Origin of the sequence: Bacillus sp. FSL W8-1127, from assembly GCF_038006725.1 — a bacterium.
Lineage (GTDB): Bacteria > Bacillota > Bacilli > Bacillales > DSM-4216 > Bacillus_O > Bacillus_O smithii.
In genome coordinates this window covers 3,311,254-3,337,057 of record NZ_JBBOVU010000001.1, presented here as the reverse complement: position 1 = coordinate 3,337,057, position 25,804 = coordinate 3,311,254, and the positions used below count along the sequence as shown (strand labels likewise).

Annotated in this window: 26 protein-coding genes; all 26 read left to right on the top strand. The window is 43.2% G+C overall.

The features are described 5' to 3' along the window. Window positions 1-128: 128 nt before the first annotated feature. The 26 genes from NST12_RS15620 (at window position 129) to NST12_RS15495 (ending at window position 25,802) form a co-directional block, all read left to right on the top strand. Window positions 129-680 (top strand): manganese efflux pump MntP, encoded by a 552-nt coding sequence (locus NST12_RS15620; RefSeq protein ID WP_048624242.1) that lies wholly within the window; start codon window positions 129-131, stop codon window positions 678-680. Between the two features lie 193 nt (window positions 681-873). Further along, a complete protein-coding gene (locus NST12_RS15615) occupies window positions 874-1,299 on the top strand; it encodes a low molecular weight protein arginine phosphatase (protein WP_341101962.1) in 426 nt (141 codons plus the stop codon). A gap of 18 nt (window positions 1,300-1,317) precedes the next feature. Next, entirely contained in the window at window positions 1,318-2,616 is a 1,299-nt protein-coding gene (locus NST12_RS15610; RefSeq protein ID WP_327796700.1) for a methyl-accepting chemotaxis protein, read from the top strand. Window positions 2,617-2,898: 282 nt separating this feature from the next. Continuing rightward, entirely contained in the window at window positions 2,899-3,372 is a 474-nt protein-coding gene (rpiB, locus tag NST12_RS15605) for a ribose 5-phosphate isomerase B (RefSeq protein WP_003353348.1), read from the top strand. A 29-nt stretch (window positions 3,373-3,401) separates the two neighbouring features. Next, window positions 3,402-4,004: a TIGR01440 family protein gene (locus NST12_RS15600; protein WP_429739068.1), complete on the top strand. Its 603-nt coding sequence runs from the start codon at window positions 3,402-3,404 to the stop codon at window positions 4,002-4,004. A 546-nt stretch (window positions 4,005-4,550) separates the two neighbouring features. Continuing rightward, a complete protein-coding gene (gene glyA, locus NST12_RS15595) occupies window positions 4,551-5,801 on the top strand; it encodes a serine hydroxymethyltransferase (RefSeq protein WP_341030355.1) in 1,251 nt (416 codons plus the stop codon). 200 nt (window positions 5,802-6,001) lie between these two features. Beyond that, window positions 6,002-7,363, top strand: coding sequence for an FAD-binding oxidoreductase (locus NST12_RS15590; protein ID WP_048624239.1), 1,362 nt, complete (start codon window positions 6,002-6,004; stop codon window positions 7,361-7,363). 259 nt (window positions 7,364-7,622) lie between these two features. Beyond that, window positions 7,623-8,252: a uracil phosphoribosyltransferase gene (gene upp / locus NST12_RS15585; protein ID WP_048624238.1), complete on the top strand. Its 630-nt coding sequence runs from the start codon at window positions 7,623-7,625 to the stop codon at window positions 8,250-8,252. Window positions 8,253-8,270: 18 nt separating this feature from the next. Beyond that, window positions 8,271-9,413: a non-hydrolyzing UDP-N-acetylglucosamine 2-epimerase gene (gene wecB / locus NST12_RS15580; protein ID WP_341030348.1), complete on the top strand. Its 1,143-nt coding sequence runs from the start codon at window positions 8,271-8,273 to the stop codon at window positions 9,411-9,413. A 365-nt stretch (window positions 9,414-9,778) separates the two neighbouring features. Then, window positions 9,779-10,000: an AtpZ/AtpI family protein gene (locus NST12_RS15575; protein ID WP_270583863.1), complete on the top strand. Its 222-nt coding sequence runs from the start codon at window positions 9,779-9,781 to the stop codon at window positions 9,998-10,000. A gap of 347 nt (window positions 10,001-10,347) precedes the next feature. Beyond that, window positions 10,348-11,058, top strand: coding sequence for a F0F1 ATP synthase subunit A (atpB, locus tag NST12_RS15570; protein ID WP_327796697.1), 711 nt, complete (start codon window positions 10,348-10,350; stop codon window positions 11,056-11,058). Window positions 11,059-11,125: 67 nt separating this feature from the next. After that, window positions 11,126-11,344, top strand: coding sequence for a F0F1 ATP synthase subunit C (gene atpE, locus NST12_RS15565; RefSeq protein WP_003353338.1), 219 nt, complete (start codon window positions 11,126-11,128; stop codon window positions 11,342-11,344). A 125-nt stretch (window positions 11,345-11,469) separates the two neighbouring features. After that, complete coding sequence (locus NST12_RS15560) at window positions 11,470-11,985, top strand: F0F1 ATP synthase subunit B (protein ID WP_048624235.1); 516 nt, start codon at window positions 11,470-11,472, stop codon at window positions 11,983-11,985. Continuing rightward, window positions 11,982-12,515, top strand: coding sequence for a F0F1 ATP synthase subunit delta (locus NST12_RS15555; RefSeq protein WP_003353336.1), 534 nt, complete (start codon window positions 11,982-11,984; stop codon window positions 12,513-12,515). The genes NST12_RS15560 and NST12_RS15555 overlap by 4 nt, the downstream gene beginning before the upstream one ends. Window positions 12,516-12,671: 156 nt before the next feature. Further along, window positions 12,672-14,180 (top strand): F0F1 ATP synthase subunit alpha, encoded by a 1,509-nt coding sequence (gene atpA / locus NST12_RS15550; RefSeq protein ID WP_003353335.1) that lies wholly within the window; start codon window positions 12,672-12,674, stop codon window positions 14,178-14,180. Window positions 14,181-14,219: 39 nt separating this feature from the next. Beyond that, window positions 14,220-15,077 (top strand): ATP synthase F1 subunit gamma, encoded by an 858-nt coding sequence (gene atpG / locus NST12_RS15545; protein WP_341030344.1) that lies wholly within the window; start codon window positions 14,220-14,222, stop codon window positions 15,075-15,077. Between the two features lie 84 nt (window positions 15,078-15,161). Continuing rightward, complete coding sequence (atpD, locus tag NST12_RS15540) at window positions 15,162-16,583, top strand: F0F1 ATP synthase subunit beta (RefSeq protein WP_003353333.1); 1,422 nt, start codon at window positions 15,162-15,164, stop codon at window positions 16,581-16,583. Between the two features lie 24 nt (window positions 16,584-16,607). Further along, window positions 16,608-17,003: a F0F1 ATP synthase subunit epsilon gene (locus NST12_RS15535; RefSeq protein ID WP_270583867.1), complete on the top strand. Its 396-nt coding sequence runs from the start codon at window positions 16,608-16,610 to the stop codon at window positions 17,001-17,003. 506 nt (window positions 17,004-17,509) lie between these two features. Next, on the top strand, window positions 17,510-17,746 hold the full coding sequence (locus NST12_RS15530) for a DUF1146 family protein (protein ID WP_003353330.1): 237 nt from the start codon (window positions 17,510-17,512) through the stop codon (window positions 17,744-17,746). A gap of 296 nt (window positions 17,747-18,042) precedes the next feature. Continuing rightward, a complete protein-coding gene (locus tag NST12_RS15525; RefSeq protein WP_340396436.1) occupies window positions 18,043-18,768 on the top strand; it encodes a YwmB family TATA-box binding protein in 726 nt (241 codons plus the stop codon). Between the two features lie 32 nt (window positions 18,769-18,800). Beyond that, complete coding sequence (murA, locus tag NST12_RS15520) at window positions 18,801-20,111, top strand: UDP-N-acetylglucosamine 1-carboxyvinyltransferase (RefSeq protein WP_327796695.1); 1,311 nt, start codon at window positions 18,801-18,803, stop codon at window positions 20,109-20,111. A 224-nt stretch (window positions 20,112-20,335) separates the two neighbouring features. After that, on the top strand, window positions 20,336-21,391 hold the full coding sequence (gene spoIID / locus NST12_RS15515) for a stage II sporulation protein D (protein WP_327796694.1): 1,056 nt from the start codon (window positions 20,336-20,338) through the stop codon (window positions 21,389-21,391). Between the two features lie 258 nt (window positions 21,392-21,649). Next, window positions 21,650-22,321 carry a M23 family metallopeptidase gene (locus NST12_RS15510; RefSeq protein WP_048624227.1) on the top strand — a complete coding sequence of 224 codons (672 nt, stop codon included), beginning with the start codon at window positions 21,650-21,652 and terminating at the stop codon, window positions 22,319-22,321. A gap of 441 nt (window positions 22,322-22,762) precedes the next feature. Beyond that, window positions 22,763-23,032 (top strand): sporulation transcriptional regulator SpoIIID, encoded by a 270-nt coding sequence (gene spoIIID / locus NST12_RS15505; RefSeq protein WP_003353321.1) that lies wholly within the window; start codon window positions 22,763-22,765, stop codon window positions 23,030-23,032. Between the two features lie 812 nt (window positions 23,033-23,844). Next, a complete protein-coding gene (locus NST12_RS15500; protein WP_048624226.1) occupies window positions 23,845-24,846 on the top strand; it encodes a rod shape-determining protein in 1,002 nt (333 codons plus the stop codon). A 134-nt stretch (window positions 24,847-24,980) separates the two neighbouring features. Continuing rightward, window positions 24,981-25,802: a flagellar hook-basal body protein gene (locus NST12_RS15495; RefSeq protein ID WP_048624225.1), complete on the top strand. Its 822-nt coding sequence runs from the start codon at window positions 24,981-24,983 to the stop codon at window positions 25,800-25,802. The last annotated feature ends 2 nt before the right edge of the window (window positions 25,803-25,804 follow it).

Genomic DNA, 25,804 nt, shown 5'->3' with positions numbered 1-25,804 from the left:
CATTCAATTAAATAAGAGATAAGGGGATTGGTCTATTTTCAGCCTCTTTTCTTACCAGTGGCTTATCATTCTAAAACCTTTCGGACATGCATAATCATGAATAGGGGATGTCCGAAGGGGGATGCAGAATGACAAGCTATATGGGGGAAATCATAACATTAGTATTAATGGCGTTTGCGCTCAGTATGGATGCGTTTTCTGTTGGTTTGGGAATGGGAATGTTTGCGCTCCGCTCTAAACAAATTTTTTACATAGGAATGATGGTTGGGATCTTCCATGTTTGGATGCCGCTGATGGGAATGATAGCGGGCCATTTTTTATCGCACACATTCGGAACGGTTGCCGGATATGCCGGAGGGATTCTATTGATTCTGTTAGGAATTTCCATGTTCCTATCTTGCTTTAAAAAAGAGGAATCGTTTGTGACGCCTGTTGGTTTTGGGTTGATTTTATTTGCTTTAAGCGTCAGCCTCGACAGCTTTTCTGTCGGTTTGACGCTAGGGATATTAGGCGCAAAAACGGTCGTTTCTCTTGTTTGTTTTGGGGTTACAGCGGCATTATTAACTTGGTTTGGTCTTTTGATTGGTAGTAAAGCGAAGAGTGTAATCGGCGTTTACAGTGAAGCGATCGGCGGGAGCATACTATTGGCGATAGGGCTTAAACTGATTCTCCCTTTTTAGGCAGGGAGCAGATAGGGTAAGCTTACGTGGAGAGATGGCAGAAGATGATCAGGATAAAGGGAGTAGGACTTTTGTTTGGTTCCGCTTCCTTTTTCTTTTAAAAAAGGAGAAAAATTAGGAAAATTTATGAATTCAATCTGTATGAAAAAAGTAGGATTCGATATAATAAGAGTAAGAGAGGGAGGCATAAAAAGTGAAGGTTCTCTTTGTTTGCACAGGTAATACTTGCAGAAGTCCGATGGCCGAGGCCATTTTAAAAAAGATAAACGAACAGATTGAGGTGAAATCTGCGGGTATCTTTGCAGCAGATGGCGCCGGCGTGTCCGTGAATGCCCAAACGGTTTTAAAAGAAAAGAATATTCCTTGCAGCCACCAAAGCCGGACGCTGACAAAAGAGGATATTGAATGGGCTGACTATATTTTCACGATGACAACCAGCCATAAAAATTATATTATGCAAATGTTTCCAAAAGCAGCGGATAAAACGTTTTCTATTAAAGAGTTTGTATTGGGCCGACATGAAGATGTTATCGATCCTTATGGAGGTCCCGTTGAATTATATAGGAAGACGTACAACGAATTGGAAAGCTTAATTCGTCAATTGGCTGCTAAACTATAAGGGTAGGGAGAGAAAACAATGAAAAAACGGTTTAAATTCGGGCTGAGAAAAAAGTTGGTTTTGTTTACCTATTTAGTAGCACTTATCACATATTCCTGCTCCGCCTTTTTCATTTACATAATACGGCCCATATTTTTCTCAAGTGCCGACGACAGGGTCTTCACGATTGTCACGCTTCTGTTGGGAATTATTTGGTCAGGCATCCTGGCGTTTTTTGCCGCTCGGATCATTGTGAAGCCTTTGCAGCTGTTGGAACAAGCGGCTCTTGAGGCGGCTGAGGGAAATATTGTCCATGATGTAAAAGTGCCAAAGAGTGATGATGAAATCCGTTCACTGGCTTTGGCGTTTAACGGTATGCTGCAAAATTTACGGGAAATGGTACGGCAAATCGAGACTACCTTTACTTTAACGAACACGAAAGTGCTTGAAATTTTAACAGAAGTCGAAAGAGCGTCCAAACATGCGGAAGACATTGCCCAAACGATTGACGAAATTTCTGCGGGCGCAGAAAGTTCCGCTGGAGCGATCCAAGCCACGGCCGAATCGATGGAGGATGTCACCAAAATTGCCCATGAAGTTCAAACTCAGGCAAAATCTTCGGAACAAAAAGCAGAGGAAATGGTCAAAGAACTGCAAAACAGCAAGGAAGCGATGCAATCTCTTATCGACGGAATTCAACAGCTTGCATTGGATAATAGGCAGTCTTTGCAAGCGGTAAAGCGCTTGGAAGAAAATGCGGTAAAAGTGGGTCAAATCATACAGTTGGTCGGGGACATCGCCGCACAGACCAATCTGTTGGCTCTCAATGCTTCTATTGAAGCTGCACGGGCAGGGGAACACGGAAAAGGATTTGCGGTCGTTGCCGAAGAGGTTCGGAAGCTCGCGGATGGAAGCGCTAAAGCTGTTCAAGGAATTTCTGAATTGATAAAAGACATTCAAAAAGAAGTGGAGCATGTGGTCGGCCAAATTACAAGACAGGTGGAATCGGCTAATGAAGAAGCGGAAAAGGGCAGCCTCACCAACTCCGCGATAGAAGAAATGACATTGGTCATTAACGAAGTGGCGAATGCTGTTCATACGATTTCAACATTAGTGGATGGACAAATGGAAGGAATTCAAAAAACTTCCCAACAATCTCAGGAAGTAGCAGCGATAGCGGAAGAGACGTCGGCAGGAGCTCAGCAAGTGACAGAGTCGACAAAAGAGCAGGCGGCAGATATGGAAAAGGTTGAACAAGTTGCCAGGGAGTTGAAAGAACAGGCAAAACAGCTTCAATCTACGATTACAAGATTCCGTATTGAAGAGGAGCAGGTCTGATTTCAACAAAGCCGGCTGCTTTTCTCTTCTTTTTATTTTGTCAAACGGCGTCACCTGCCATCTAAAGTGCGACATTCGGCAGATTTTGTGGAAAGAAAGGACACATCTGTGCGTATACTGCCACTGTCGGTTTTCTGTCGTTTGAAAACAGCCGGCATCTGGGACGGAAGAGATCTCAGAGCGAATATACTTTATATTTTTTGCAGGGTGTGCCAAAATAAAGTTACAAGAAGAAATTTCTGCGAAAGTGGCTTCGGCTTTGGCCGAGAAGGAGGAACAAACATGAAAGTAGCGATTGCGTCCGATCACGGCGGAATTCATATAAGAGCAGAAATAAAAAAATTACTGGAAGAACTAGGAATAGATTATGAGGATTTTGGTTGCAATTGTGAAACGGAAACTTCTGTCGATTATCCGGATTATGCTTTGCCTGTTGCTGAAAAAGTGGCGAACGGAGAGTTTGACCGCGCCATTCTCATTTGCGGAACTGGAGTTGGGATGAGTATTTCGGCCAATAAAGTAAAGGGAATCCGCTGTGCTCTTGTACATGATGTTTATACGGCAAAATTAACCCGCAAACACAACGACAGCAATATTCTCGCCATGGGCGAACGCGTCATCGGACCGGGTCTTGCCAGGGAAATTGCCGAAGTGTGGCTGACCACGGAGTTTGAAGGCGGTCGCCATGAACGTCGAATTGGAAAAATTAAAGAATATGAAGAAAAACATTTGACAGATAAAAATGACCGCTCATAACAGCTTAGGAACAGGTTTTGGAAAAACGAATAGAAGGACGGTGGAAGGCTACGGAAGAGGAAAGATTTGAATGGGAAAAACAACTTTCGCTCATTTTGCGGGAGTTTCAAGAACAAGCGCAGTTGAAAAAAGGCCAAATTTTTGTAGTAGGCTGTTCCACTTCCGAAGTAGCGGGAAAGAAAATTGGCACATCAGGTACAATCTCCATAGCGGAAGCCATTTTTAACAAGCTTCAATCCTTTGCGAAACAGAACGGAATCTTTTTGGCATTTCAGTGCTGCGAACATTTAAATCGTGCGCTCGTCGTTGAAAAAGAGCTGGCCATTCGGGAGCGTTTGGAGGAAGTATCCGTTGTTCCCGTGCCGCAAGCGGGTGGTGCTATGGCAGCTTTTGCATACCGACATTTACAAGACCCTACGGTTGTAGAATTTATAAAGGCGGATGCAGGGATAGATATCGGCGATACGTTCATTGGAATGCATTTGAAACATGTGGCTGTTCCGGTTCGGGTATCCGTCAAAACGTTGGGCGAAGCACATGTTACGCTTGCCAAGACACGTCCGAAGCTGATCGGCGGTCCGCGGGCCGTGTATGATACCGTTGAAACAAGCGAAAACGACGCCTGCCGTTGAAAATTTCGCCGTATCGTGCCGTATCGTATCGGTTCAGAAGGGCACTTCACTTTGTTTTATACACGATGGATGGCAGTCCATCCATTGTTAAGAAGAAATTTTATTGGAAAAGGCTGTTCCAAAGGGCTCTTATTGGACTTTTGGAACAGCCTTTTCTTTAAAGAATTTGTTCTCTTTAGAGTTTGATAAAATGAGTAGGGCAAATGCGGAAACGTATGAAGACATTGTGCGCTGGATGATAAAATAAAGCGGAACGGAGATTTGGATTTTCAGGCACGATGCTGCGATTGGGTCTCTTCTTTGATACAGGCACGATTTTATCAAAAAGTCCATTTTGCTTAACACTTTCAAACGGTGAGGTGAAATGGAAGGACTAGGATGTCCCGTTTTATTTAAGAGAAAAATAACATCCGGTAAACCAGGATTTGGATAAAGCAAAAAATCAAAAACCGCCTTTAATAACCCGAAAAAATCATGTTAAAATAAAAAAGAATTTGAAAAATGAGAAAAGGCTTTGTGTTGCTATAACTTAAAGGAGGAACAAGAATGGGTAAACTTGCTGAACAAGATCAAGCTGTATATGAAGCTATCCAAAAAGAATTGAACAGGCAAAGAACGAAAATTGAATTAATCGCTTCAGAAAACTTTGTCAGCCAAGCTGTGATGGAAGCGCAAGGCTCTGTCTTAACGAATAAATATGCAGAAGGTTATCCGGGGAAACGTTATTATGGCGGCTGCGAATATGTCGATATTGTAGAAAACATCGCACGCGAACGGGCAAAGGAAATCTTTGGAGCAGAGCACGTTAATGTTCAACCGCATTCCGGGGCTCAAGCAAATATGGCGGTTTATTTCAGTGTTTTGGAACATGGCGATACGGTTCTAGGGATGAATTTATCCCACGGCGGCCATTTAACACATGGAAGTCCGGTAAACTTTAGCGGTGTGCAATATCAATTCGTGGAATATGGCGTGGACAAAGAAACGCATCGAATTGACTACGAAGATGTTCGGAACAAAGCATTGAAACACAAACCAAAGCTTATTGTGGCCGGTGCCAGCGCCTACCCGCGTATCATTGATTTTGCAAAATTCCGGGAAATTGCTGATGAAGTTGGCGCATATTTAATGGTGGACATGGCTCATATCGCTGGTCTTGTAGCAGCTGGTTTACACCCAAATCCGGTTCCGTATGCTCATTTTGTGACCACCACTACGCATAAAACGTTGCGGGGGCCGCGTGGTGGAATGATTTTGTGCAAAGAAGAGTTTGCCAAAAAGATCGATAAAGCCATTTTCCCTGGCATTCAAGGCGGTCCGCTCATGCATGTGATTGCAGCGAAAGCGGTGGCTCTTGGGGAAGTCATGCAAGATTCTTTCAAAGTGTATGCACAAAATATCATTGATAATGCAAAACGGCTGGCGGAAAGGCTGCAAAAAGAAGGATTGAAATTAGTTTCAGACGGTACGGATAATCATTTGCTTCTTGTTGATGTCCGTTCATTAGGGCTGACGGGAAAAGAAGCAGAAAAAGTGTTAGATGATATCGGCATTACTGTCAATAAAAATACGATTCCGTATGATCCGGAAAGCCCGTTTGTGACAAGCGGCATTCGAATTGGAACGGCTGCGGTCACTACTCGTGGATTTGGTTTGGCGGAAATGGATGAAGTGGCGTCCATTATTGGCTTCGCTCTAAAAAATCGCGAAAACGAAGCGAAATTGAACGAGGCAAAAGCAAGAGTGGCTGCGTTGACAGAAAAATTCCCGCTTTACGAAGGGGCTTCTGTACGCTAAAAAGTTTGGGCATTTTCTAATGCCCATAACGGACGATGACCTCCGCCTCAATCGAAGAACAGCATCCGGTAGCGGTATGGCGGCTAAAAGCCAGATAGGTCAACTTGCCATCAGTGGGGGATAAGATGAACTCCCACTGATGATTTTTACTCTATTCGGCTATCGCCGAGATCCATAAGGGGCTGCGAAAGGAGAGCTGGTTGGTGTTAAAGGATGAGTTGCTTGGCATCATTCCTGATGAAGCGCGGGTAAGCGCAAATGAAACCGTTTTAGATCACCATAGCAAAGGGTTTTCTTACCATACACCCGTTTTGCCGGATGCGGTGGTATTTCCGAAAACGGAAGAAGAAGTCGTCAAAATCGTCCATTTTGCTAAAGAACGCAGCATACCGATTGTACCGTTTGGAGTGGGCACTAGTTTGGAAGGGCACGTCATTCCGGTGAAGGGCGGAATCAGCATCGATTTTTCCTTGATGAACCGGATTGTGGAGCTGCGCCCGGAAGATTTTATCGTCAAAGTGGAACCGGGTGTCACGAGAATCCAATTAAACAAGCACTTAAAAAAATACGGCCTTTTTTTTCCAGTGGATCCAGGGGCAGACGCAACGATCGGCGGGATGACGGCAACGAATGCGAGCGGAACAAACGCAGTCCGCTACGGAGCAATGAAGCAAAATGTGCTTGGACTGCGTTGTGTCCTTGCTGACGGCCGAGTGATTCCTATGGGAGGAGAAACGGTCAAATCATCAGCAGGTCTGCATTTGGCGGACTTGATGATTGGTTCGGAAGGGACGCTCGGAATTTTTACCGAAATTACACTAAAACTTTATGGTATTCCTGAAGCAATTGTGGCTGCCAAAGTCGTGTTTCCAAATTTGAAAGCGGCAGGGGGAGCTGCTACCGCTGTTTTGCAAGGAGGCATACCGATCGGAAGAATAGAGCTTGTGGATTCTCGGACGATAGAAGCGATTAATCTTTATAAAGGAACCGATTTTATGGTGCATCCGACATTATTTTTAGAGTTTGCCGGAAGCCGGGAAATGGTTCAGCATGATATCCAAATGACGAGAGAGATCATGGAAGACAACGGATGCCTTTCCTTCGAATTTGAAGAAGATTCCATCAAACGAGCTCAATTGTGGGAAGCAAGGCATCAAGCGGCTGTTGCGATTACAAGCAAATACCCCGGGAAGCTTCACGTTTCTACGGATGTTTGCGTTCCTATTTCCAAGCTGACAGGTGCATTGGAAAAGGCTAGGCAATTGGCGGAAGCCTATCATTTGGACGCCGCCATCCTTGGTCATGTAGGGGATGGCAATTTTCATACGTCGCTTGCGATCGATCCGAATGACCAAGATGAAGTGGGCCGTTTCCAAAAGATGAATGAGGCGCTTGTGGATTATGCCCTTCAACAAGGGGGCACATGTACAGGAGAACATGGAATTGGGATCGGGAAAAAGAAATATTTGCTGAAAGAGCATCCGGAAGGACTCGATGTGATGCGCACCATTAAAAAAGCGCTTGATCCAGAAGGAATTTTGAATCCAGGAAAAATCTATTAAAAGAGTTTAAAATAAATGGAAAAGGAGGGGGCTTAAGTCTCCTCCTTTTCCGATTCGGCCGGCCTTTGTATATTAAAAGGGAAAAAGTGTGTTTTCCTCATTTAGAAAGAAAATGGTTTTCTCTCCCGTCAGTGATCACGTTTTCGTGATCCTTTCTTGATGATCCATATGTTTTTTTGTAAAATAAGTTGAAGTATGTAGAACTTTGTCAAGGTTATATTACAGTTACATAGTGAAAATCATCAAAGGAGCGAGATTCGTGGCGAAAGTATATGTATTTGATCACCCGCTGATCCAGCATAAGCTAACTTTTATACGAGATAAAAATACCGGAACAAAGGAGTTTCGGGAACTAGTGGATGAAGTGGCTACTTTAATGGCGTTTGAAATTACCCGTGACATGCCTTTGGAAGAAATTGAAGTCGAAACGCCTGTTGGAAAAGCAAATGCAAAGATTTTATCAGGAAAGAAAATAGGTGTTGTTCCGATATTGCGTGCCGGTATTGGAATGATTGACGGCATTTTAAAGCTCATTCCTGCCGCTAAAGTAGGTCATATCGGACTATACAGGGATCCCGAAACGTTAAAGCCAGTTGAGTATTATGTGAAGCTTCCATCCGATGTGGAGGAAAGAGATTTTATTTTGGTGGACCCGATGCTGGCAACGGGCGGATCTGCCGTTGAAGCGGTGAATTCCCTGAAGAAACGCGGCGCCAAAAACATTAAATTTATGTGCCTGATTGCTGCTCCAGAAGGGGTTGAAGCACTAAAAAAAGCCCATCCAGATGTTGACATTTATATCGCTGCTTTAGATGAAAAACTAAACGAAAAAGGATATATTGTTCCAGGTCTCGGAGATGCAGGAGACCGATTATTCGGTACAAAATAAGGTAGAGTAGGTGCGAATATGAGTGCTCCAATTAAAGTAATGACCATTTTCGGAACCCGGCCGGAAGCCATCAAAATGGCTCCGCTTGTGCTTGAATTAAAAAAGTATCCGGAAGATTTTGAAACGATTGTGGCAGTGACGGCCCAGCATCGCCAAATGTTGGATCAAGTGCTGGATATTTTCGGGATTCAACCTGATTATGATCTCAATATCATGAAAGATCGACAAACGTTGACAGATGTGACGACAAAAGGCTTGGAAGGCCTGGATAAAGTGATGAAAGAAGTCAAGCCTGACATCGTTTTAGTTCATGGAGATACGACAACGACGTTTATTGCAAGCCTGGCGGCGTTTTACAACCAAATTGCGGTTGGTCATGTCGAAGCGGGGCTTAGGACGTGGAATAAGTACTCGCCGTTTCCAGAAGAAATGAACCGGCAGCTAACTGGTATTCTTGCTGATATTCATTTTGCGCCGACAGCCAAAGCGGAAGCCAATTTGATTCAGGAGAACAAAAAGAAAGACACCATCTTTGTAACGGGAAACACAGCCATTGATGCATTAAAAACAACTGTCAAAAGCGATTATCAGCATGAGATCTTAACGAAGGTTGGCACGGACCGCCTGATCTTATTAACAGCCCACAGGAGAGAAAACTTGGGCGAACCAATGCGCAATATGTTTCGGGCCATTAAGAGGATTGTAGAGGAAATGAAAGATGTTCAAGTGGTTTATCCGGTTCATTTGAATCCAGCAGTACGGGAAATCGCAATGGAAATTCTCGGAGATAACGAAAGAATTCATTTAATTGAACCGCTAGATGTGATTGATTTTCATAATTTCGCAGCCAGGGCCCATCTAATCTTAACGGATTCAGGAGGGGTGCAGGAAGAAGCGCCTTCCCTTGGCGTGCCGGTCTTGGTGCTTCGTGATACAACAGAACGGCCCGAGGGGATTGAAGCGGGTACACTGAAACTTGCCGGGGTGGAAGAAGAGCGTATTTATCGATTGACTAAAGAACTTTTAACGGACCCGCATGAATATGAGAAAATGGCAAAAGCCGTCAACCCTTATGGGGATGGAGAAGCATCCCGCCGAATTGCGGAAGCGGTGCGCTATTATTTCAAAAGAACGAGCCAAAAACCGGATCGTTTTTCATAGAGTCTCCAAGCAGGAGACTCTTTATGAATGCCGCTTTCATCGCAGTCGGAAGGAACAAAAAGCGGACGAGACTTCTTAATGTCGAAAGTTAAGGGATTTTTTGCAAATCGGCCATTTGTAACCTAACTCTTTAGTTGAATAAAATGAAAAAAATTCACAGAATTTGCGAAAACTTTGTGAAAACTTTGTGAAAATTTGTGAATGCTTTGTGATCTTTTTCACTGTAAACACATTGACATTGCAAGGTCTCTATTGTATCCTTACAAAGGAAATAATAGAAGTTATTTGAATAAACTGAGCGTGGTGAAAACGCTTGTATTTTTTTGAAGTTCGGGTCAGCTCCCGCTTGAATGTGAGGGTGATGAATGGCTCAAAAACATAAAAGTCCATTTCGGGCAATGGCTCTCTACAGCACCATCTTATCTCAGCTGGCAGGATCTGTTTTGATCGGGATATTTCTCGGTAGATGGATCGATGGCAAATGCCAAACAGAACCTCTGTTTTTAGTGATTGGGCTTTTATCGGGATTAGCGGCCGGAATACTGGCGATGCTGCGTACAATACGCCGTTTCGATTCAGGGGATTAGTGCGTTAAAATATTTGAAAGCTATGAATGGCATTATTACTGTGAATTCTGCCAGTTCTCCATTTATCTGCTCCGCAAGGCATTTTCTATAGCTTGTATACAAGCATAGCCTGCCAATGGACAAGCTTGGAATTTATCGGGGGTTCGGTGAGCCTGTCCGATATTGTCAAAAAGCTGAGGCCTTGACGTTTTACCTAACAGGCAAAACAGCCTCATTGCTGCCCTTCGCTTTCCGGGTTGAATTCTTCTCCTTATATTTCAATATAGAAATAATGGCAGTAAATGTCATTATGATAGATTTAATGAATCCATTCTAATTTAGGTAACGTGGAAGAGAGGTGATAAGAATTGGAACATGAAGCTCCAATAGTGGAATTTATGGGTCTTACTTTTAACCTGTCCAATGTTTTAATGATCACAGTGGCAAGTGTGATTGTATTCTTAATTGCGATCATCTCCACACGGAAGCTTGCTTTGAAACCGACAGGAATGCAAAATTTCATGGAATGGATCATGGATTTTGTAAAGAATATCATTCAAAGCAACATGGATTGGAAAACGGGCGGGCGTTTTCATATTCTCGGCCTTACTTTGATTATGTATATTTTTGTATCCAATATGCTAGGTCTTCCATTTTCCGTTGTGGTAGATCACAAGTTATGGTGGAAGTCGCCGACATCCGACCCTGCCATTACACTTACGCTTGCAGTTATGATTGTAGTATTAACTCATTATTACGGCGTAAAGATGAAAGGGTTTGGCGGATATGTACGGGGATACTTTGAACCGATGAAATTTTTATTCCCTTTAAAAATAATCGAAGAATTCGCCAATACATTGACTCTGGGGCTCCGGCTTTACGGAAACATCTACGCGGGGGAAATCTTGCTTTCGCTGTTGGCCGGTGGTTTGGCGTCAAGTGTCGGTGGCACTATTGCGGCCATTATTCCGACAATTGCATGGCAAGCTTTCAGTATTTTTGTCGGTTCAATCCAAGCATTTATTTTCACGATGTTAACAATGGTTTACATGGCTCATAAAATCAGCCAAGACCATTAAACATAAATTCATTATATCATTATTTGAAAGAAGAACTTTTTATATATTTTAAAGGAGGAACTTAATCATGAGTTTAGGTGTAATAGCAGCAGCAATTGCAATAGGGTTGGCAGCAATTGGGGCAGGTGTCGGTAACGGTTTAATCGTATCTCGTACGGTACAAGGTATTTCTCGTCAACCAGAACTACGCGGGATGCTTCAAACGGTTATGTTCATTGGGGTAGCGTTAGTTGAAGCGATTCCGATTATTGCCGTAGTTATCGCATTCATGGTTTTGAATCGATAATCACTGGAATTAAGTTGCAAATGGCGAAGATCATTCCATGCGAACCTTCGCCATTCCTTTATGTACCGTATTCCTGCTGGATTGTTATGGTTAGGGAGCTGACTCTTGAAGGGAGTGAATAATACGTGTTGACAAACGCGCTTGTATTGGGAGAAGCACACATCAACAGTGGAGATATCATCTTCCAATTATTGATGTTTATTATTTTATTGGCGTTGTTAAAGAAATATGCATGGGGCCCGCTCGTGGGAATCATGAAACAGCGCGAAGATCATATTGCGAATGAAATTGAAGCGGCGGAAAAGAGCCGTGTTGAAGCGAATAAATTTTTAGAAGAAACTCGTCAAGAACTGAAAAAAGCTAGAGAAGATGCCCAAGCTCTAATCGAAAATGCCAAAAAACAAGGTGAACGGCAAAAAGATGAGATTATTGCCGCAGCTAGACAAGAAGCAGAACGCTTGAAAGAGTCCGCAAAAGCTGAAATCAATCGTCAAAAAGAACAAGCAGTGGCAGAATTGCGTGATCAAGTGGCCTCTTTATCTGTATTGATTGCTTCGAAAGTCATTGAAAAAGAATTGAGCGAGCAAGATCAAGAAAAATTAATCCAAGATTTTATTAAAGAGGCAGGAGAAGGGCGATGAGTAATTCTATAGTAGCCAATCGCTATGCGGCAGCTCTTTTCCAAGTTGCAAAAGAGAACGATCAAGTAGCTCTGATTGGGGAACAGATGAGTGTAGTAAAAGAGGTTTTACAGCAAACTCCGGAATTGCTGTTCTTCTTGAAACTGCCGAAAGTGGACATGTCCAAAAAGAAAGAATTAGTTAAACAGGCGTTTTCAACTGCTTCTCCGTTTATTGTCAATACATTGCTTCTTATGATGGAAAACCACCGCGAAGATCACCTGTTGGAAATGGCTGAAGAATACATAGCCTTGGCCAATAACGAGCGTGGAATTGCAGAAGCGACGGTGACGAGTGTACGCCCATTAAATGAAGAAGAAAAATCTTCACTGTCAGCTGTATTGGCTGAAAAAGTCGGGAAGCAAACTTTGAAAATTGAAAATGTTGTGGATCCGAAGCTTTTAGGAGGCTTGAAAGTCAGAATCGGGAATCGCATTATTGACGGCAGCCTTCGCGGAAAGCTTGATCGGTTAAAACAATTGATTAGCTAGACTATACAACGTATACGTATAAATCATTAAACGGCGAGCAGCACTCGTTGCAGAGTCTCTCGCTTATTCGTTGAATGAATGGCGTGAAATAGCGGGACGACAACTATAACGCTATTTCCTTTCATTCTGCTCTATAAATAAGAAGGGGTGAAACGCATGAGCATCAAAGCTGAAGAAATCAGCGCGCTGATAAGAAAGCAAATCGAAAATTATCAGGCGGATATGGAAGTAAATGATGTAGGCACTGTCATCCAGGTCGGTGACGGTATTGCTCGTGCCCACGGCCTTGATCATGTCATGGCTGGCGAGCTTTTGGAGTTTTCAAATGGCGTTATGGGATTGGCGCAGAACTTGGAAGAAAATAACGTAGGGATCGTCATTTTAGGACCATATACGGATATTCGTGAAGGAGACGAAGTTCGTCGTACAGGACGTATTATGGAAGTTCCGGTTGGAGAAGAACTCATTGGTCGTGTTGTAAATCCTCTCGGACAACCGGTTGATGGTCTTGGACCGATTAATACGAAAAAAACTCGTCCAATTGAAAGTCCTGCTCCAGGGGTAATGGATCGTAAATCTGTTCATGAACCTCTTCAAACAGGTATTAAAGTCATTGACGCTCTTGTACCGATCGGAAGAGGACAACGGGAGTTAATTATCGGGGACCGTCAAACAGGTAAAACATCCATCGCGATTGACACGATTATCAACCAAAAAGACCAAAACATGATTTGTATTTATGTGGCAATCGGTCAAAAAGAATCGACGGTTCGGACAACGGTTGAAACGCTGCGCAAAAATGGCGCATTAGATTACACGATCGTGGTGACAGCTTCTGCATCACAACCAGCACCGTTATTGTATTTGGCACCTTATGCCGGCGTTGCGATGGGCGAAGAATTCATGTACAACGGCAAGCATGTGTTGGTCGTTTATGACGATTTATCCAAACAAGCTGCTGCGTACCGTGAACTTTCCTTGCTGCTCCGTCGTCCACCTGGTCGTGAAGCATATCCGGGGGATGTATTCTATCTTCACTCTCGTTTACTTGAACGTGCTGCAAAACTTAGCGATGCGAAAGGCGCTGGTTCGTTGACAGCATTGCCGTTTGTTGAAACACAAGCAGGGGATATTTCGGCCTATATCCCAACAAACGTTATTTCCATCACAGATGGACAAATTTTCTTGCAATCGGATTTATTCTTCTCCGGTGTACGCCCGGCTATTAACGCTGGTTTGTCTGTATCCCGTGTAGGGGGAGCCGCTCAAATTAAAGCCATGAAAAAAGTGGCCGGTACTTTGCGTTTGGACTTGGCATCCTATCGTGAATTGGAATCATTTGCTCAATTCGGTTCTGATCTTGATAAAGCGACTCAAGCAAAATTGGCTCGTGGTGCCCGTACCGTAGAAGTATTAAAGCAAGATTTAAATAAACCAATCAAAGTAGAAAAACAAGTCATGATTCTCTATGCGTTGACTCGCGGATTTTTAGATGACATCCCGGTAGAAGATATCCGCCGCTTTGAAGAAGAATTTTACGCTTGGTTGGATGAAAACGGACAAGCGGTGCTTGATCAAATCCGTTCCACAGGTAACTTGCCGAGCGACGAAGAGATGGCAGGAGCCATTAACGGCTTTAAGAAAACCTTTGCGAAATCCGAGTAACAAAATGGAATTCATTAAGTATAAGGGTGGTGAGAACGGATGGCATCGTTACGCGATATAAAAACTCGTATTAATACTACAAAGAAAACAAGCCAAATCACCAAGGCTATGCAATTGGTTTCCGCATCGAAATTCAGCCGCGCGGAACTAAATGCCAAAGCATTTGTTCCGTATATGGAAAAAATGCAGGACGTCGTTGCCAGCATTGCGGCCGGAAGCAAAGATATCAAACATCCGATGCTGGTCTCCCGCCCCGTTAAAAAGACCGGGTATTTGGTGATCACCGCAGACCGGGGTTTGGCGGGAGCATATAACAGCAACGTTCTTCGCCTCGTTTACAACACCATTAAAAAACGCCACAAATCAGAAGATGAGTACGCGATTATTGTACTTGGACGAGTGGGCAGAGACTTCTTTGTAAATAGAGGAATGAATGTCGTCTATGATATGGTGGGAGTGCCCGATCATCCGAGTTTTACGGATATTCGGAGCATCGCGAATAAAACGGTGAACTTATATATAGACGGAACGTTCGATGAGCTTCATATGTACTACACTCATTATGTCAGCGCCATCGAACATGAAGTGACAGAGAAGCAGCTTTTGCCTTTGACGGATGTTGCACCGGCGAATAAGCTTACTTCTTATGAATACGAACCTTCGGCGGAAGAAATATTGGATGTGCTGCTTCCGCAATACGCAGAAAGCCTGATATTTGGCGCCATTTTAGATTCTAAAGCGAGCGAACATTCATCACGGATGACAGCCATGAAAAATGCAACAGATAATGCTTTGGAACTGATCGACACTTTAACGCTGTCATACAACCGTGCACGCCAAGCTTCTATTACCCAAGAGATCACGGAAATTGTCAGCGGAGCGTCTGCATTGGAGTAACTCTAGTTCGTTGCGGAAACAAGCGATAGAATTTTTGAATGTGGCAGTCTTTGATCTGCTAAAAGCTAGTTAGGAGGGAACATAATGAGCAAAGGACACGTTCTTCAAGTAATGGGTCCGGTAGTTGACGTGAAGTTCGAGAGCGGCCAGCTTCCCGATATATACAACGCGTTAAAAGTACAATACGAAGCAAAAACGGAATCAGAAGTAAGCATTGATCTCGTATTGGAAGTAGCGCTTCACTTAGGCGATGATACGGTTCGTACGATTGCCATGGCTTCCACAGACGGTCTGCAACGCGGAATGGAAGTAATCGATACAGGAAAACCGATCTCCGTTCCTGTCGGAGACGTAACATTAGGACGGGTATTTAACGTATTAGGGGAAACCATCGATTTAGATGAACCAATTCCTGAAGATGCACGCCGCGATCCTATTCATCGTCCAGCGCCAAAATTTGAACAACTTTCTACCGAAGTGGAAATATTGGAAACCGGAATTAAAGTAGTCGACTTGTTGGCGCCTTATATTAAAGGTGGTAAAATCGGTTTGTTCGGCGGTGCAGGAGTAGGAAAAACGGTTTTAATTCAAGAATTGATTAACAACATCGCACAAGAACACGGCGGTATTTCCGTATTTTCCGGTGTAGGAGAACGGACTCGTGAAGGTAATGACCTTTATCATGAAATGAAAGATTCCGGGGTTATCAGCAAAACGGCGATGGTGTTCGGGCAAATGAATGAGCCGCCTGGTGCCCGTATGCGTGTAGCCCTTACCGGTCTTACCATGGCTGAATATTTCCGTGATGAACAAGGACAAGACGTACTTCTCTTTATTGACAATATTTTCCGGTTTACGCAAGCAGGTTCTGAGGTTTCCGCATTGTTGGGACGTATGCCTTCTGCGGTAGGTTATCAACCTACGTTGGCAACGGAAATGGGACAACTTCAAGAACGGATTACATCTACAAATGTTGGTTCGGTTACATCAATTCAAGCGATTTATGTGCCTGCCGATGACTACACTGACCCGGCTCCAGCGACTACTTTCGCTCACTTGGATGCAACCACCAACCTTGAACGGAAACTTTCTGAAATGGGGATCTATCCGGCAGTAGACCCGCTTGCTTCTACGTCTCGGGCGTTGACACCTGAAATCGTCGGCGAAGAGCATTATAAAGTGGCTCGCCAAGTTCAGCAAACGCTGCAACGCTACAGAGAATTGCAAGATATCATCGCCATTTTAGGGATGGATGAATTAAGCGACGAAGATAAACTTGTTGTACATCGCGCTCGCCGCATTCAATTCTTCTTATCTCAAAACTTCCACGTGGCGGAACAATTTACGGGACAACCTGGTTCCTATGTGCCTGTAAAAGAAACGGTAAGAGGGTTCAAAGAAATTCTGGAAGGAAAATATGACCATCTTCCGGAAGATGCATTCCGTCTTGTAGGTCCGATCGAAGATGTAATCGAAAAAGCGAAAGAAATGGGAGTAGAAGTATAATAAAAGGGTTCAGGAGGTATTCATATGAAAACAATGAAAGTCACTGTCGTCACTCCTGATGGCCCGGTTCATGAATCAGAAGCGGAAATGGTAAGTACCAGAGCGACCAGTGGGGAGCTCGGTATCTTACCCGGACATATTCCGTTGGTTGCTCCTTTAGAAATCGGTGCTGTTCGTTTGAAAAATGGCAATAATACACAATGGATTGCTGTCAGCGGAGGCTTTTTGGAAGTTCGTCCTGATCGAGTGACGATTTTGGCGCAAGCTGCTGAAAGGGCGGAAGATATTGATATTGAACGTGCTCAAGCAGCAAAAGAACGAGCAGAGCGCCGTCTGCGGCAAGAAAACATGGATAATAAGAGGGCAGAATTGGCATTAAAGCGGGCTGTGAACCGCATCAATATATACAAACATAAATAATTGGAATGACCAACCTAGGCTGATCTGAACAGGAAATTTCCGCTTTCTTGTTTGGATCAGCTTTTTTATCGGACTAATGAAATGATCATTCTGCTTTTCGTTTATCTATTGCTCACCGTAAAAAAGAATGGTTGCTGACTTTTTTCGTTTATTTTAGGTAAGACGTTAAACGGAATAAAGGCTGATTTTATGGAAAAAATGGTCATATCAGCGGGAGTTTGGAACGAAAAATATGGAAGCAGGAAAGAGAAGGCATGGTCTTTAGAGTGAGAGGAAGGTTGACCTGTTGATTTTTGATTGAATCGAAAGAATAGGAATGATTCATGGGGGAATCAAATCTCTTTTTTCAAAAGAATGAAACCATCATTCTCAAGAAGAGACTATGTTGTTCGGCCAATCATCGGTAAGGATGGATCATCGATTAGAAAGTGGAATGACAGTCGTTCTCTATGTAAGATTTATGCTACAATAGCTGGCAGGTGGAAAACCTGGAAGGAGAGGTCAGGATGGTTGCACAATTTGGACAACAAGCGCTCCTCAGCATTCTTTCCCATTTGGTGTTTATAGCGATTACATTTTGGGCTTTGCAAGCGCTAAGGTTTGAGAAGCTGATTAAACCCAATAGAGTCTTTCAAGCCAGGCTGTTATACGTCTTGTTGACAATTGCTATTGGTTCAGTGGTCAGCCAATTTTTCTTGGATTATTTGCTATGGTCGCAGCAGCTGCCAATGATGTTTCAATAATTTTTGTTTTTTTGGATCGGAAAAGCGGCCGGAAAGATGACGATTCCTCTTGATCATAGGGAAAATGAATCGATTTTCAATTTTGGATGGTCCTGAGAATTTAGTTCGTTCTTCACACTTGAATTTTTAAAAATTTTATTTATTATTTTCTTTGGATGCAGTTTTTTTAAACTGCTTTTTGTTTGCTTGATTAGCAAGTGAAAATGTACACAAGACTCATTGTTGAAAGATGACGATTATTCCCACGTATTTCTCCCAGGTAACCGGAAACACTGTTACCAAAGGGGAGAAGATGTATGAAAGGAAATTATATCATTTTCGTCATTATTATTGGCATAATGGGTTTTTCAATCGTACTTTTGGGGAAAAACACGATAGCGGTGAATCCGAAACCGGAAATCGAAACACTTGCTAATCTGGCGGAAAGTATGAATGGAACGATTTCTTCATGGTCTTTACACACGAGGGAACCGATTCAAAGTGAAAAAATTGGACAAACTGTACGGAAGCTTCAGGCGGAGTTTTCACACTGGGCTTGGTCCAAAAATACAAATAGTAATGAGAGTTCATACTCTGCTGTATCAACCAAAGGAAATATCCGCCAAACCATTCAAATTGTTTCCAATGAAAACGAACAATCGTATGTCCTTTATACAGTTGAAGGAAGTGACCTGAAAAAAGAAAATCTTTCTTTTATTCATGGAGGGTTTGAAGAAAATTACTCGAAAATTTTTATTCACCACCCTCTGGTTTTCTCTTGTATAAAGGGGAAGTTCAATGGTAAACTTAAGGAAGTTTTGTCAAATCAAGTTTCCTCTATGATGACGGCATTAAATGCAAAAGAAACGGAAGCACTGAAAGAAGACGATCTCTATTCCATTTCAGCTTATTCAAAACAATTCAGTCAGAGCTTACCTCTGAAAGAAAAACGGATGAATTTGCAAATTGGATTGAGAGAAGAACAATTGGACGCCAATACATCCTTTGTCATTGGCACACCAATCATTACAGTTGAATATTAATATAGAGAATTAGGACGCGGAGGGGAATACTCTTGGAAAAAATCATCGTCCGCGGCGGAAAAAGGCTGAACGGCACAGTGAAAGTGGAAGGCGCAAAAAACGCCGTTCTCCCTGTTATCGCTGCAACAATATTAGCAAGTAAAGGAAAAAGTATCATTCGTGATGTACCTGCTCTCTCCGATGTGTATACCATTAACGAAGTGCTGCGTCATTTAAACTGTGACGTGAACTTTGAAGACAATACAATCATAGTAGACGCATCTAGAGAGGTTTTTGTAGAGGCCCCGTTTGAATATGTACGAAAAATGAGGGCGTCTGTATTAGTCATGGGCTCGTTGCTTGCCCGTACCGGTAAAGCGCGGGTAGCCCTTCCCGGTGGCTGTGCAATTGGATCCAGACCGATCGATCAGCATTTAAAAGGCTTTGAAGCAATGGGGGCTGTTGTCAAAGTTGGCAACGGTTTTATAGAAGCGGAAGTTCCCGGCCGATTAAAAGGTGCGAAAATTTACCTTGATTTTCCTAGTGTAGGAGCGACCGAAAATATATTGATGGCTGCTGTATTGGCAGAAGGAACAACGATCATTGAAAACTGCGCCAAAGAACCGGAAATTGTCGATCTAGCGAATTTTCTCAATAAAATGGGAGCAAATGTTAGAGGAGCAGGTACAGGTACGATTCGTGTAGAAGGCGTTGATTATTTGACCGGGGCGGAACATGCCATTATTCCAGACCGAATCGAAGCCGGCACTTTTATGACAGCTGCGGCTATTACGGGAGGAAATGTACTGGTTCAGGGAGCCGTTCCTGAGCATCTTACCTCTCTTATTGCCAAATTGGAAGAAATGGGCGTGACTGTCATTGAAGAAGCGAACGGCATCCGAGTCATCGGTCCGGAAAAGTTAAAAGCTGTGGACATTAAAACGATGCCGCATCCCGGTTTCCCGACAGACATGCAATCACAAATGATGGCTCTTTTGCTGAAAGCAGAAGGTACCAGTGTGATTACGGAAACTGTATTTGAAAACCGGTTTATGCATGTGGAAGAATTCCGACGCATGAATGCGAACATTAAAATTGAAGGACGTTCCGTTATTATTAACGGACCGTGTAAGCTTCAGGGAGCTGAAGTGACGGCTACCGATTTGCGTGCAGCAGCTGCGTTGATACTTGCAGGCTTAGTCGCTGACGGATATACCCGTGTAACGGAATTAAAGCATTTGGACCGGGGATATGTGAATTTCCATGGTAAGCTGGCCTCGCTGGGAGCCGATATTATCCGCGTTAACGAAGAAGACCAAGAAACCCTGACGGAAAAAGTTGCCATCACAGATGTGAAAGCGTGATGGCCGGCCCGCTTGATAAAAGCGGGATTTTTTCATGTTTTCCACCAACGGGCGGCCTCTTTTATTTCCACGTTCGAAAAAGAATCCATCCACCATTATGCCCCGATCATCCGGACTCTATTCAACAAATTTCTGACATAAAAGCTTGTCCTCCGCCATATGTTGGAGATGAGAAAAGCTATTGCCCTTTCTGTCTCAAAAAACGTTACTGGAGGACGTAATACATGATGAAGAACTGGAATCCACTTTTTATTTTATTAGCTATTCTGACTACATCAGCGATGATTATACCGGCCTTGCTTGTCATTCCGTTTTCCGATCAAGGGACGAGCGGAAAAATGACTGAAAAGATTTCAGCGAATAAGAGCCAGTCTCAGTTGGAAAAACAATCAAGCGTAGAAGTGGCGGTATATAGATCTCAACTTCATAAAACGGAAAAAGAGCCGTTGGAAAAATATGTGGCTGGTGTGGTGGCCTCGGAAATGCCGGCGGATTTTGAAATGGAGGCATTAAAAGCGCAAGCCTTAACGGCTAGAACGTTTATTGTCAAAAAATTAATGAAAGGTTCTGATGCGCCGGACGGAGCGGATGTCACCGATACGGTGAAAGACCAAGTGTATAAAAGCCCTGAGGAATTAAAACAAATATGGGGAAAAGATTATCAGTGGAAGATGAAAAAAATAGAAGAAGCGGTGGGCCAAACGGCCGGAAAAATTTTAACTTATAATGGGGAACCTATCTTAGCTTCGTTTTTTTCGACAAGCAACGGTTATACGGAAAACTCGGAGGATTATTGGAAACAGCCGATACCGTATTTAAAAAGCGTCAAAAGCCCATGGGATAAAAAATCTCCGCAATATTACTCCAAGACGGTCATCCCCGTAAAAGAGTTTGAAAAAAAATTAGGGGTTCATTTAAAAAATAAAAAAGATGCCGGTACTGTCATCCAACGGACAGCTGGCAATCGAGTCGGGAAAGTCTTGATTGCTGGGAAAGAATTTACGGGAAGGGAGATAAGGGAAAAGCTTGGGCTGAAGTCTGCAGATTTTTCCTGGGTGATAAAAGGCGATCATATGACGATTACGACAAAAGGATACGGCCACGGGGTTGGTATGAGCCAATATGGTGCTAATGGAATGGCAAAAGAAGGGAAAAATTACATACAGATTTTAAAATATTATTATCAACATGTGCAAATTGCCTCTTCAGACGATTATTTGAAAAACCGGATCACCGCGCAAAAATCAAGTGAAAACGGAAAGAAAACGGCGATTCCTTAAAAGGTGAGGGATCTTCGCCTTTTTCATAATGAGACTCACTTCTTTGGAAGACAAGACAGGCAGCATTTTCTGGATGGGACCATTATTCGGGAAATGCTGCCTTTTTTTAACCTTATAATATAAAACCCCAGAATATGGTGTCGCGATTACGTGAATAATTTTAAATGGATTATCGAAAAATAAAAAGTAAAAAAATTTTTTGAAAAAAGGTATAGAATTCACCCGGCCTGTTCAAAATGGTAGCTGAGGTGATGAAAAGTGAGAGAGGAAGAAAAGAAACGAATTTCTCTAAGGATGAAAACTTTCTTTAAAAAACGTTGGGTATTTCCGAGCTTATATCTTGTCATTGCTGCCCTTTTAATAGCCGGTATTGTATGGTATCAAACAACTGAAGATAACAATGCGACGAAAGATCAGGGCCAACAACAATCCGCTGACAACAGCAGCCGTGAGCCTTCGGTGGAAGTCAATACGGCGATGGAAACCGTGAAGCTTCCATTGGAAAATCCGGATGAAGCCGTTATTAAGCAAAAATTTTATGACAAAAACGCTTCCCAAAAGGAACAAGAAGCCGCACTAGTAGTTTATAACAATACGTATTATCCCAATACAGGAATTGATATTGGTGTGAAAGATGGAAAAAGCTTCGATGTAACGGCGGCGTTGAGCGGAAAAGTAACGAACATTCAAGAAGATGCTTTGCTTGGCAATGTCATTGAAATTGAACATGAAAAAGGAATTGTCACACAATATCAATCTGTGAAAGACATACAAGTCAAAGAAGGCGAAAATGTAAAACAGGGGCAAGTGATCGGAAAAGCAGGAAACAGTGTGTTTAACGAAAAAGCGGGTGTTCATGTCCATTTTGAAATTCGCAAAAACAACACTCCTTTAAATCCTGAACAATATCTCAACAAAACCATCCAGTAATTTATAGATGTACAGAGAGTGAACGGAATAACTCTCTGTTTTTTTATTTTCATTTGAACCTAGAAGAAGGAATCCATCCGTTTTTTGAACTGCCACGCTGATTTTCACGACTGATTCTGTATCCGCCCGTAAAAAAGTCCCTTCATGCCTTGTCCTTAATACTGATTTCGTGCATATATTTTTAACCAAGCTAATAAAATGATTACAAACCTGCACAAAAATTAGAGAGAGTGTTTGAGGTGAGGAATCGTTAAAAAAGCAAATATCCAAAGGCAAAAAGACTTGATCAGTCGTGGTAAAGATAGAAAGCGATCTCGCTTTCTGCCGCATGCGCGGGGGAGGACCACCAATTTATTTTCATGCGGGAATACAGTACTTAAATGAAGTGAAAGCGAGTCTCATTTCACACTTCTCACATCCAATTTAGGGAGGGCGAGTGGTGTGCACGATTACATCAAAGAGAGAACGATCAAGATTGGAAAGTATATCGTGGAGACGAGAAAAACGGTTCGCGTGATCGCGAAGGAGTTTGGCGTATCCAAAAGTACTGTCCACAAAGATTTAACGGAACGATTGCCTGAAATAAATCCTGAACTAGCTAATGAAGTGAAAGCCATATTAGATTACCATAAATCGATCCGCCACCTGCGGGGTGGAGAAGCGACAAAGAAAAAGTACCGCGGGCATAATCCTGCCGCTTTGAAGCGGTAAGGGGAAAGAGGTGACCTGTTGCTGCAAAGGTCACCTCTTTTTCAGTGTGCGCCCGGCATGGGTGTAATCTATAGGGTGAAAGTCCCGAGCTGCGAAGGCAGAAGTAGCAGTTAGCTTAACGCAAGGGTGTCCGTGGTGACGCGGAATCTGAAGGAAGCGGGCGGCAAACTTCCGATCTGAGGAACACGAACTTCATAGGAGGCTAGGTATCACTGGGTGAGTTTGCACAACAAAACAAAGCCCTTTCTGCCGAAGGTGATACAGAGTAAATGAAGCAGATGGATGGAAGGAAAGATTACACTCTTACCCGGGGAGGTCTGATGGATACGTGAAGTACCCTTCATAACCTACTTAGTGATAAGTAGCTGAGCCATCAGAAGTCATCAGAGGTCATAGTATTAGTTGGTCTAGAACAACTAAGAAGGACCGAACAATTAAGAGAGAATAGCCCTTGGTATTCAGTGAGTCATGATGAACACAGAAAACGTAGTACCTCACTTGAGGGAGGAAGCGGTGAATCCCGTGGGAGACCTCTTGGAGGGTGGAGTGACCACTGGCATAAAGAGAACAGCTATTCACGGAAGTTATAAAGACTTGCGTCAATTATCTTAATTGAACCGCCGTATACGGAACCGTACGTACGGTGGTGTGAGAGGACGGGGGTTAATCACCCCCTCCTACTCGATTTCATGTCTTTTTCGCTCTCCTTTTGGAAAAACATTTATGATAAAATAGATAATTGGGGATATAGAACTTCATTTCAAAAAATTGTACATAAATGGAAGAAAAGAGGAAAGGAGCCCTTATACAACATGTTTTCAAAGGATATCGGGATTGACCTGGGGACGGCCAATGTGCTTATTCATGTAAAAGGACAAGGAATTGTGTTAAATGAACCATCAGTCGTTGCGATTGACCGAAATTCAGGAAAAGTGCTGGCAGTCGGAGAAGAAGCGAGGCGTATGGTCGGAAGAACTCCGGGCAATATTGTCGCTATTCGGCCGTTAAAAGACGGAGTGATTGCTGATTTTGACATTACAGAATCCATGTTGAAACATTTCTTAAATAAGTTAAACGTAAGCGGACTTATATCCAAACCGCGAATTTTAATCTGCTGCCCGACGAATATCACGAGCGTGGAACAGAAAGCGATCCGGGAAGCAGCTGAAAAGAGCGGCGGGAAAAAAGTCTATTTAGAAGAAGAACCGAAAGTAGCCGCAATCGGGGCGGGAATGGATATCTTTCAGCCGAGCGGCAACATGGTGGTGGATATCGGCGGAGGAACGACCGACATTGCGGTGCTTTCGATGGGGGACATTGTTACTTCCGAGTCCATTAAAATAGCAGGCGACAACTTTGATATGGAAATTTTAAATTACATAAAAAAAGAGTATAAGCTGCTGATTGGAGAGCGTACGGCAGAACAAATTAAAATGACCATCGGAACGGTATATCCGGATGGTCATAATGAAGAAATGGATATCCGCGGCCGCGATATGGTCACTGGCCTTCCACGAACTTTAACGATTAACTCGAAAGAAATTGAAGGGGTTTTAAGAGAGTCCGTTGTATCCATTGTCCAAGCAGCCAAAAACGTGTTAGAAAAAACGCCGCCGGAGCTTTCTGCTGATATCATTGACCGCGGAGTGATGCTGACAGGAGGAGGAGCGCTGCTTCACGGCATTGACCAGCTGCTTTCGGATGAATTAAAAGTGCCGGTGCTCATTGCTGAAAATCCGATGAGTTGTGTAGCGGTAGGTACGGGAGTCATTTTGGATCATATTGATAAAATATCCAATCGGAAATTCATTTAAGGATGCAAGCCATATGGCGGGCATGGACTTCTACTACAGTTGGCAGGGATGAATTTTTTTCTAAAAAAGAGAAAGCATTGCCAAATGGTTTCCTGTATAATAAAACCAGCAATCCATTGCAGAGGTGAATCAATATGTTCAGAGGGTTTTATACAGCGGCTTCGGGCATGATCGCTCAACAAAGAAGAACAGAGCTGCTGACGAATAATATGGCTAATGCTAATACGCCAGGATATAAAACGGATAAATCCTCGCTTCGGGCTTTTCCGGAAATGCTGTTAAGCCGCTTGGACGAATATGGCAAGCTGGCGAAAATCCCTTCTTATACAACGGTTGGGAGCTTAAATACGGGTGTCTATATGCAAGAAACCATTCCCAACTTTGTTCAAGGAGACTTGCAGGAAACAGGAAACAAAACCGATTTGGCGCTGTTGGATATATTCGTGCCGGGAAATCAAGGGGCTAATTCAAAGGGAACGGTCTTTTTTGCTGTCCAGGGGCCAAATGGCATACGGTATACACGCAATGGAAATTTTACTGTCAATGGACTTGGCTATTTGACAACGGCTGACGGTTTGAATGTTCTCGATACGAACGGAAATCCAATCAGGGTTCAAACAGATAATTTGAAAATTGACGAACAAGGGCGAATTTTTGATAATGGGGAGTATGTGGCGCAATTAGGCGTGTCTTATGCGGCCAATCCCGACTCTTTAGTCAAAGAAGGGGATGGGCTTTATCGTTTGGATAACGGGACGCTTCCAAACGCTTTTCAAGTGAATAATATCCGCTTTCGAATTCAGCAAGGATTTACGGAACGATCCAACGTGGATGCCGCTCAAACCATGACCGATATGTTAGCCGCTTATCGTGCGTATGAGTCGAATCAGAAGGTGTTGCAGGCTTATGACCGCAGCATGGACAAAGCCGTCAATGAAGTGGGGAGAATCAATTAGTC

Coding starts and splice junctions, on each gene's coding strand:
- atpA (WP_003353335.1), top strand. CDS start 12,672: ATGAGCATCAAAGCTGAAGAAATCAGCGCGCTGATAAGAAAGCAAATC.
- NST12_RS15500 (WP_048624226.1), top strand. CDS start 23,845: ATGTTTTCAAAGGATATCGGGATTGACCTGGGGACGGCCAATGTGCTT.
- NST12_RS15495 (WP_048624225.1), top strand. CDS start 24,981: ATGTTCAGAGGGTTTTATACAGCGGCTTCGGGCATGATCGCTCAACAA.
- NST12_RS15610 (WP_327796700.1), top strand. CDS start 1,318: ATGAAAAAACGGTTTAAATTCGGGCTGAGAAAAAAGTTGGTTTTGTTT.
- rpiB (WP_003353348.1), top strand. CDS start 2,899: ATGAAAGTAGCGATTGCGTCCGATCACGGCGGAATTCATATAAGAGCA.
- NST12_RS15620 (WP_048624242.1), top strand. CDS start 129: ATGACAAGCTATATGGGGGAAATCATAACATTAGTATTAATGGCGTTT.
- atpE (WP_003353338.1), top strand. CDS start 11,126: ATGAGTTTAGGTGTAATAGCAGCAGCAATTGCAATAGGGTTGGCAGCA.
- NST12_RS15535 (WP_270583867.1), top strand. CDS start 16,608: ATGAAAACAATGAAAGTCACTGTCGTCACTCCTGATGGCCCGGTTCAT.
- NST12_RS15530 (WP_003353330.1), top strand. CDS start 17,510: ATGGTTGCACAATTTGGACAACAAGCGCTCCTCAGCATTCTTTCCCAT.
- glyA (WP_341030355.1), top strand. CDS start 4,551: ATGGGTAAACTTGCTGAACAAGATCAAGCTGTATATGAAGCTATCCAA.
- atpD (WP_003353333.1), top strand. CDS start 15,162: ATGAGCAAAGGACACGTTCTTCAAGTAATGGGTCCGGTAGTTGACGTG.
- NST12_RS15525 (WP_340396436.1), top strand. CDS start 18,043: ATGAAAGGAAATTATATCATTTTCGTCATTATTATTGGCATAATGGGT.
- spoIID (WP_327796694.1), top strand. CDS start 20,336: ATGATGAAGAACTGGAATCCACTTTTTATTTTATTAGCTATTCTGACT.
- wecB (WP_341030348.1), top strand. CDS start 8,271: ATGAGTGCTCCAATTAAAGTAATGACCATTTTCGGAACCCGGCCGGAA.
- atpG (WP_341030344.1), top strand. CDS start 14,220: ATGGCATCGTTACGCGATATAAAAACTCGTATTAATACTACAAAGAAA.
- NST12_RS15555 (WP_003353336.1), top strand. CDS start 11,982: ATGAGTAATTCTATAGTAGCCAATCGCTATGCGGCAGCTCTTTTCCAA.
- NST12_RS15575 (WP_270583863.1), top strand. CDS start 9,779: ATGGCTCAAAAACATAAAAGTCCATTTCGGGCAATGGCTCTCTACAGC.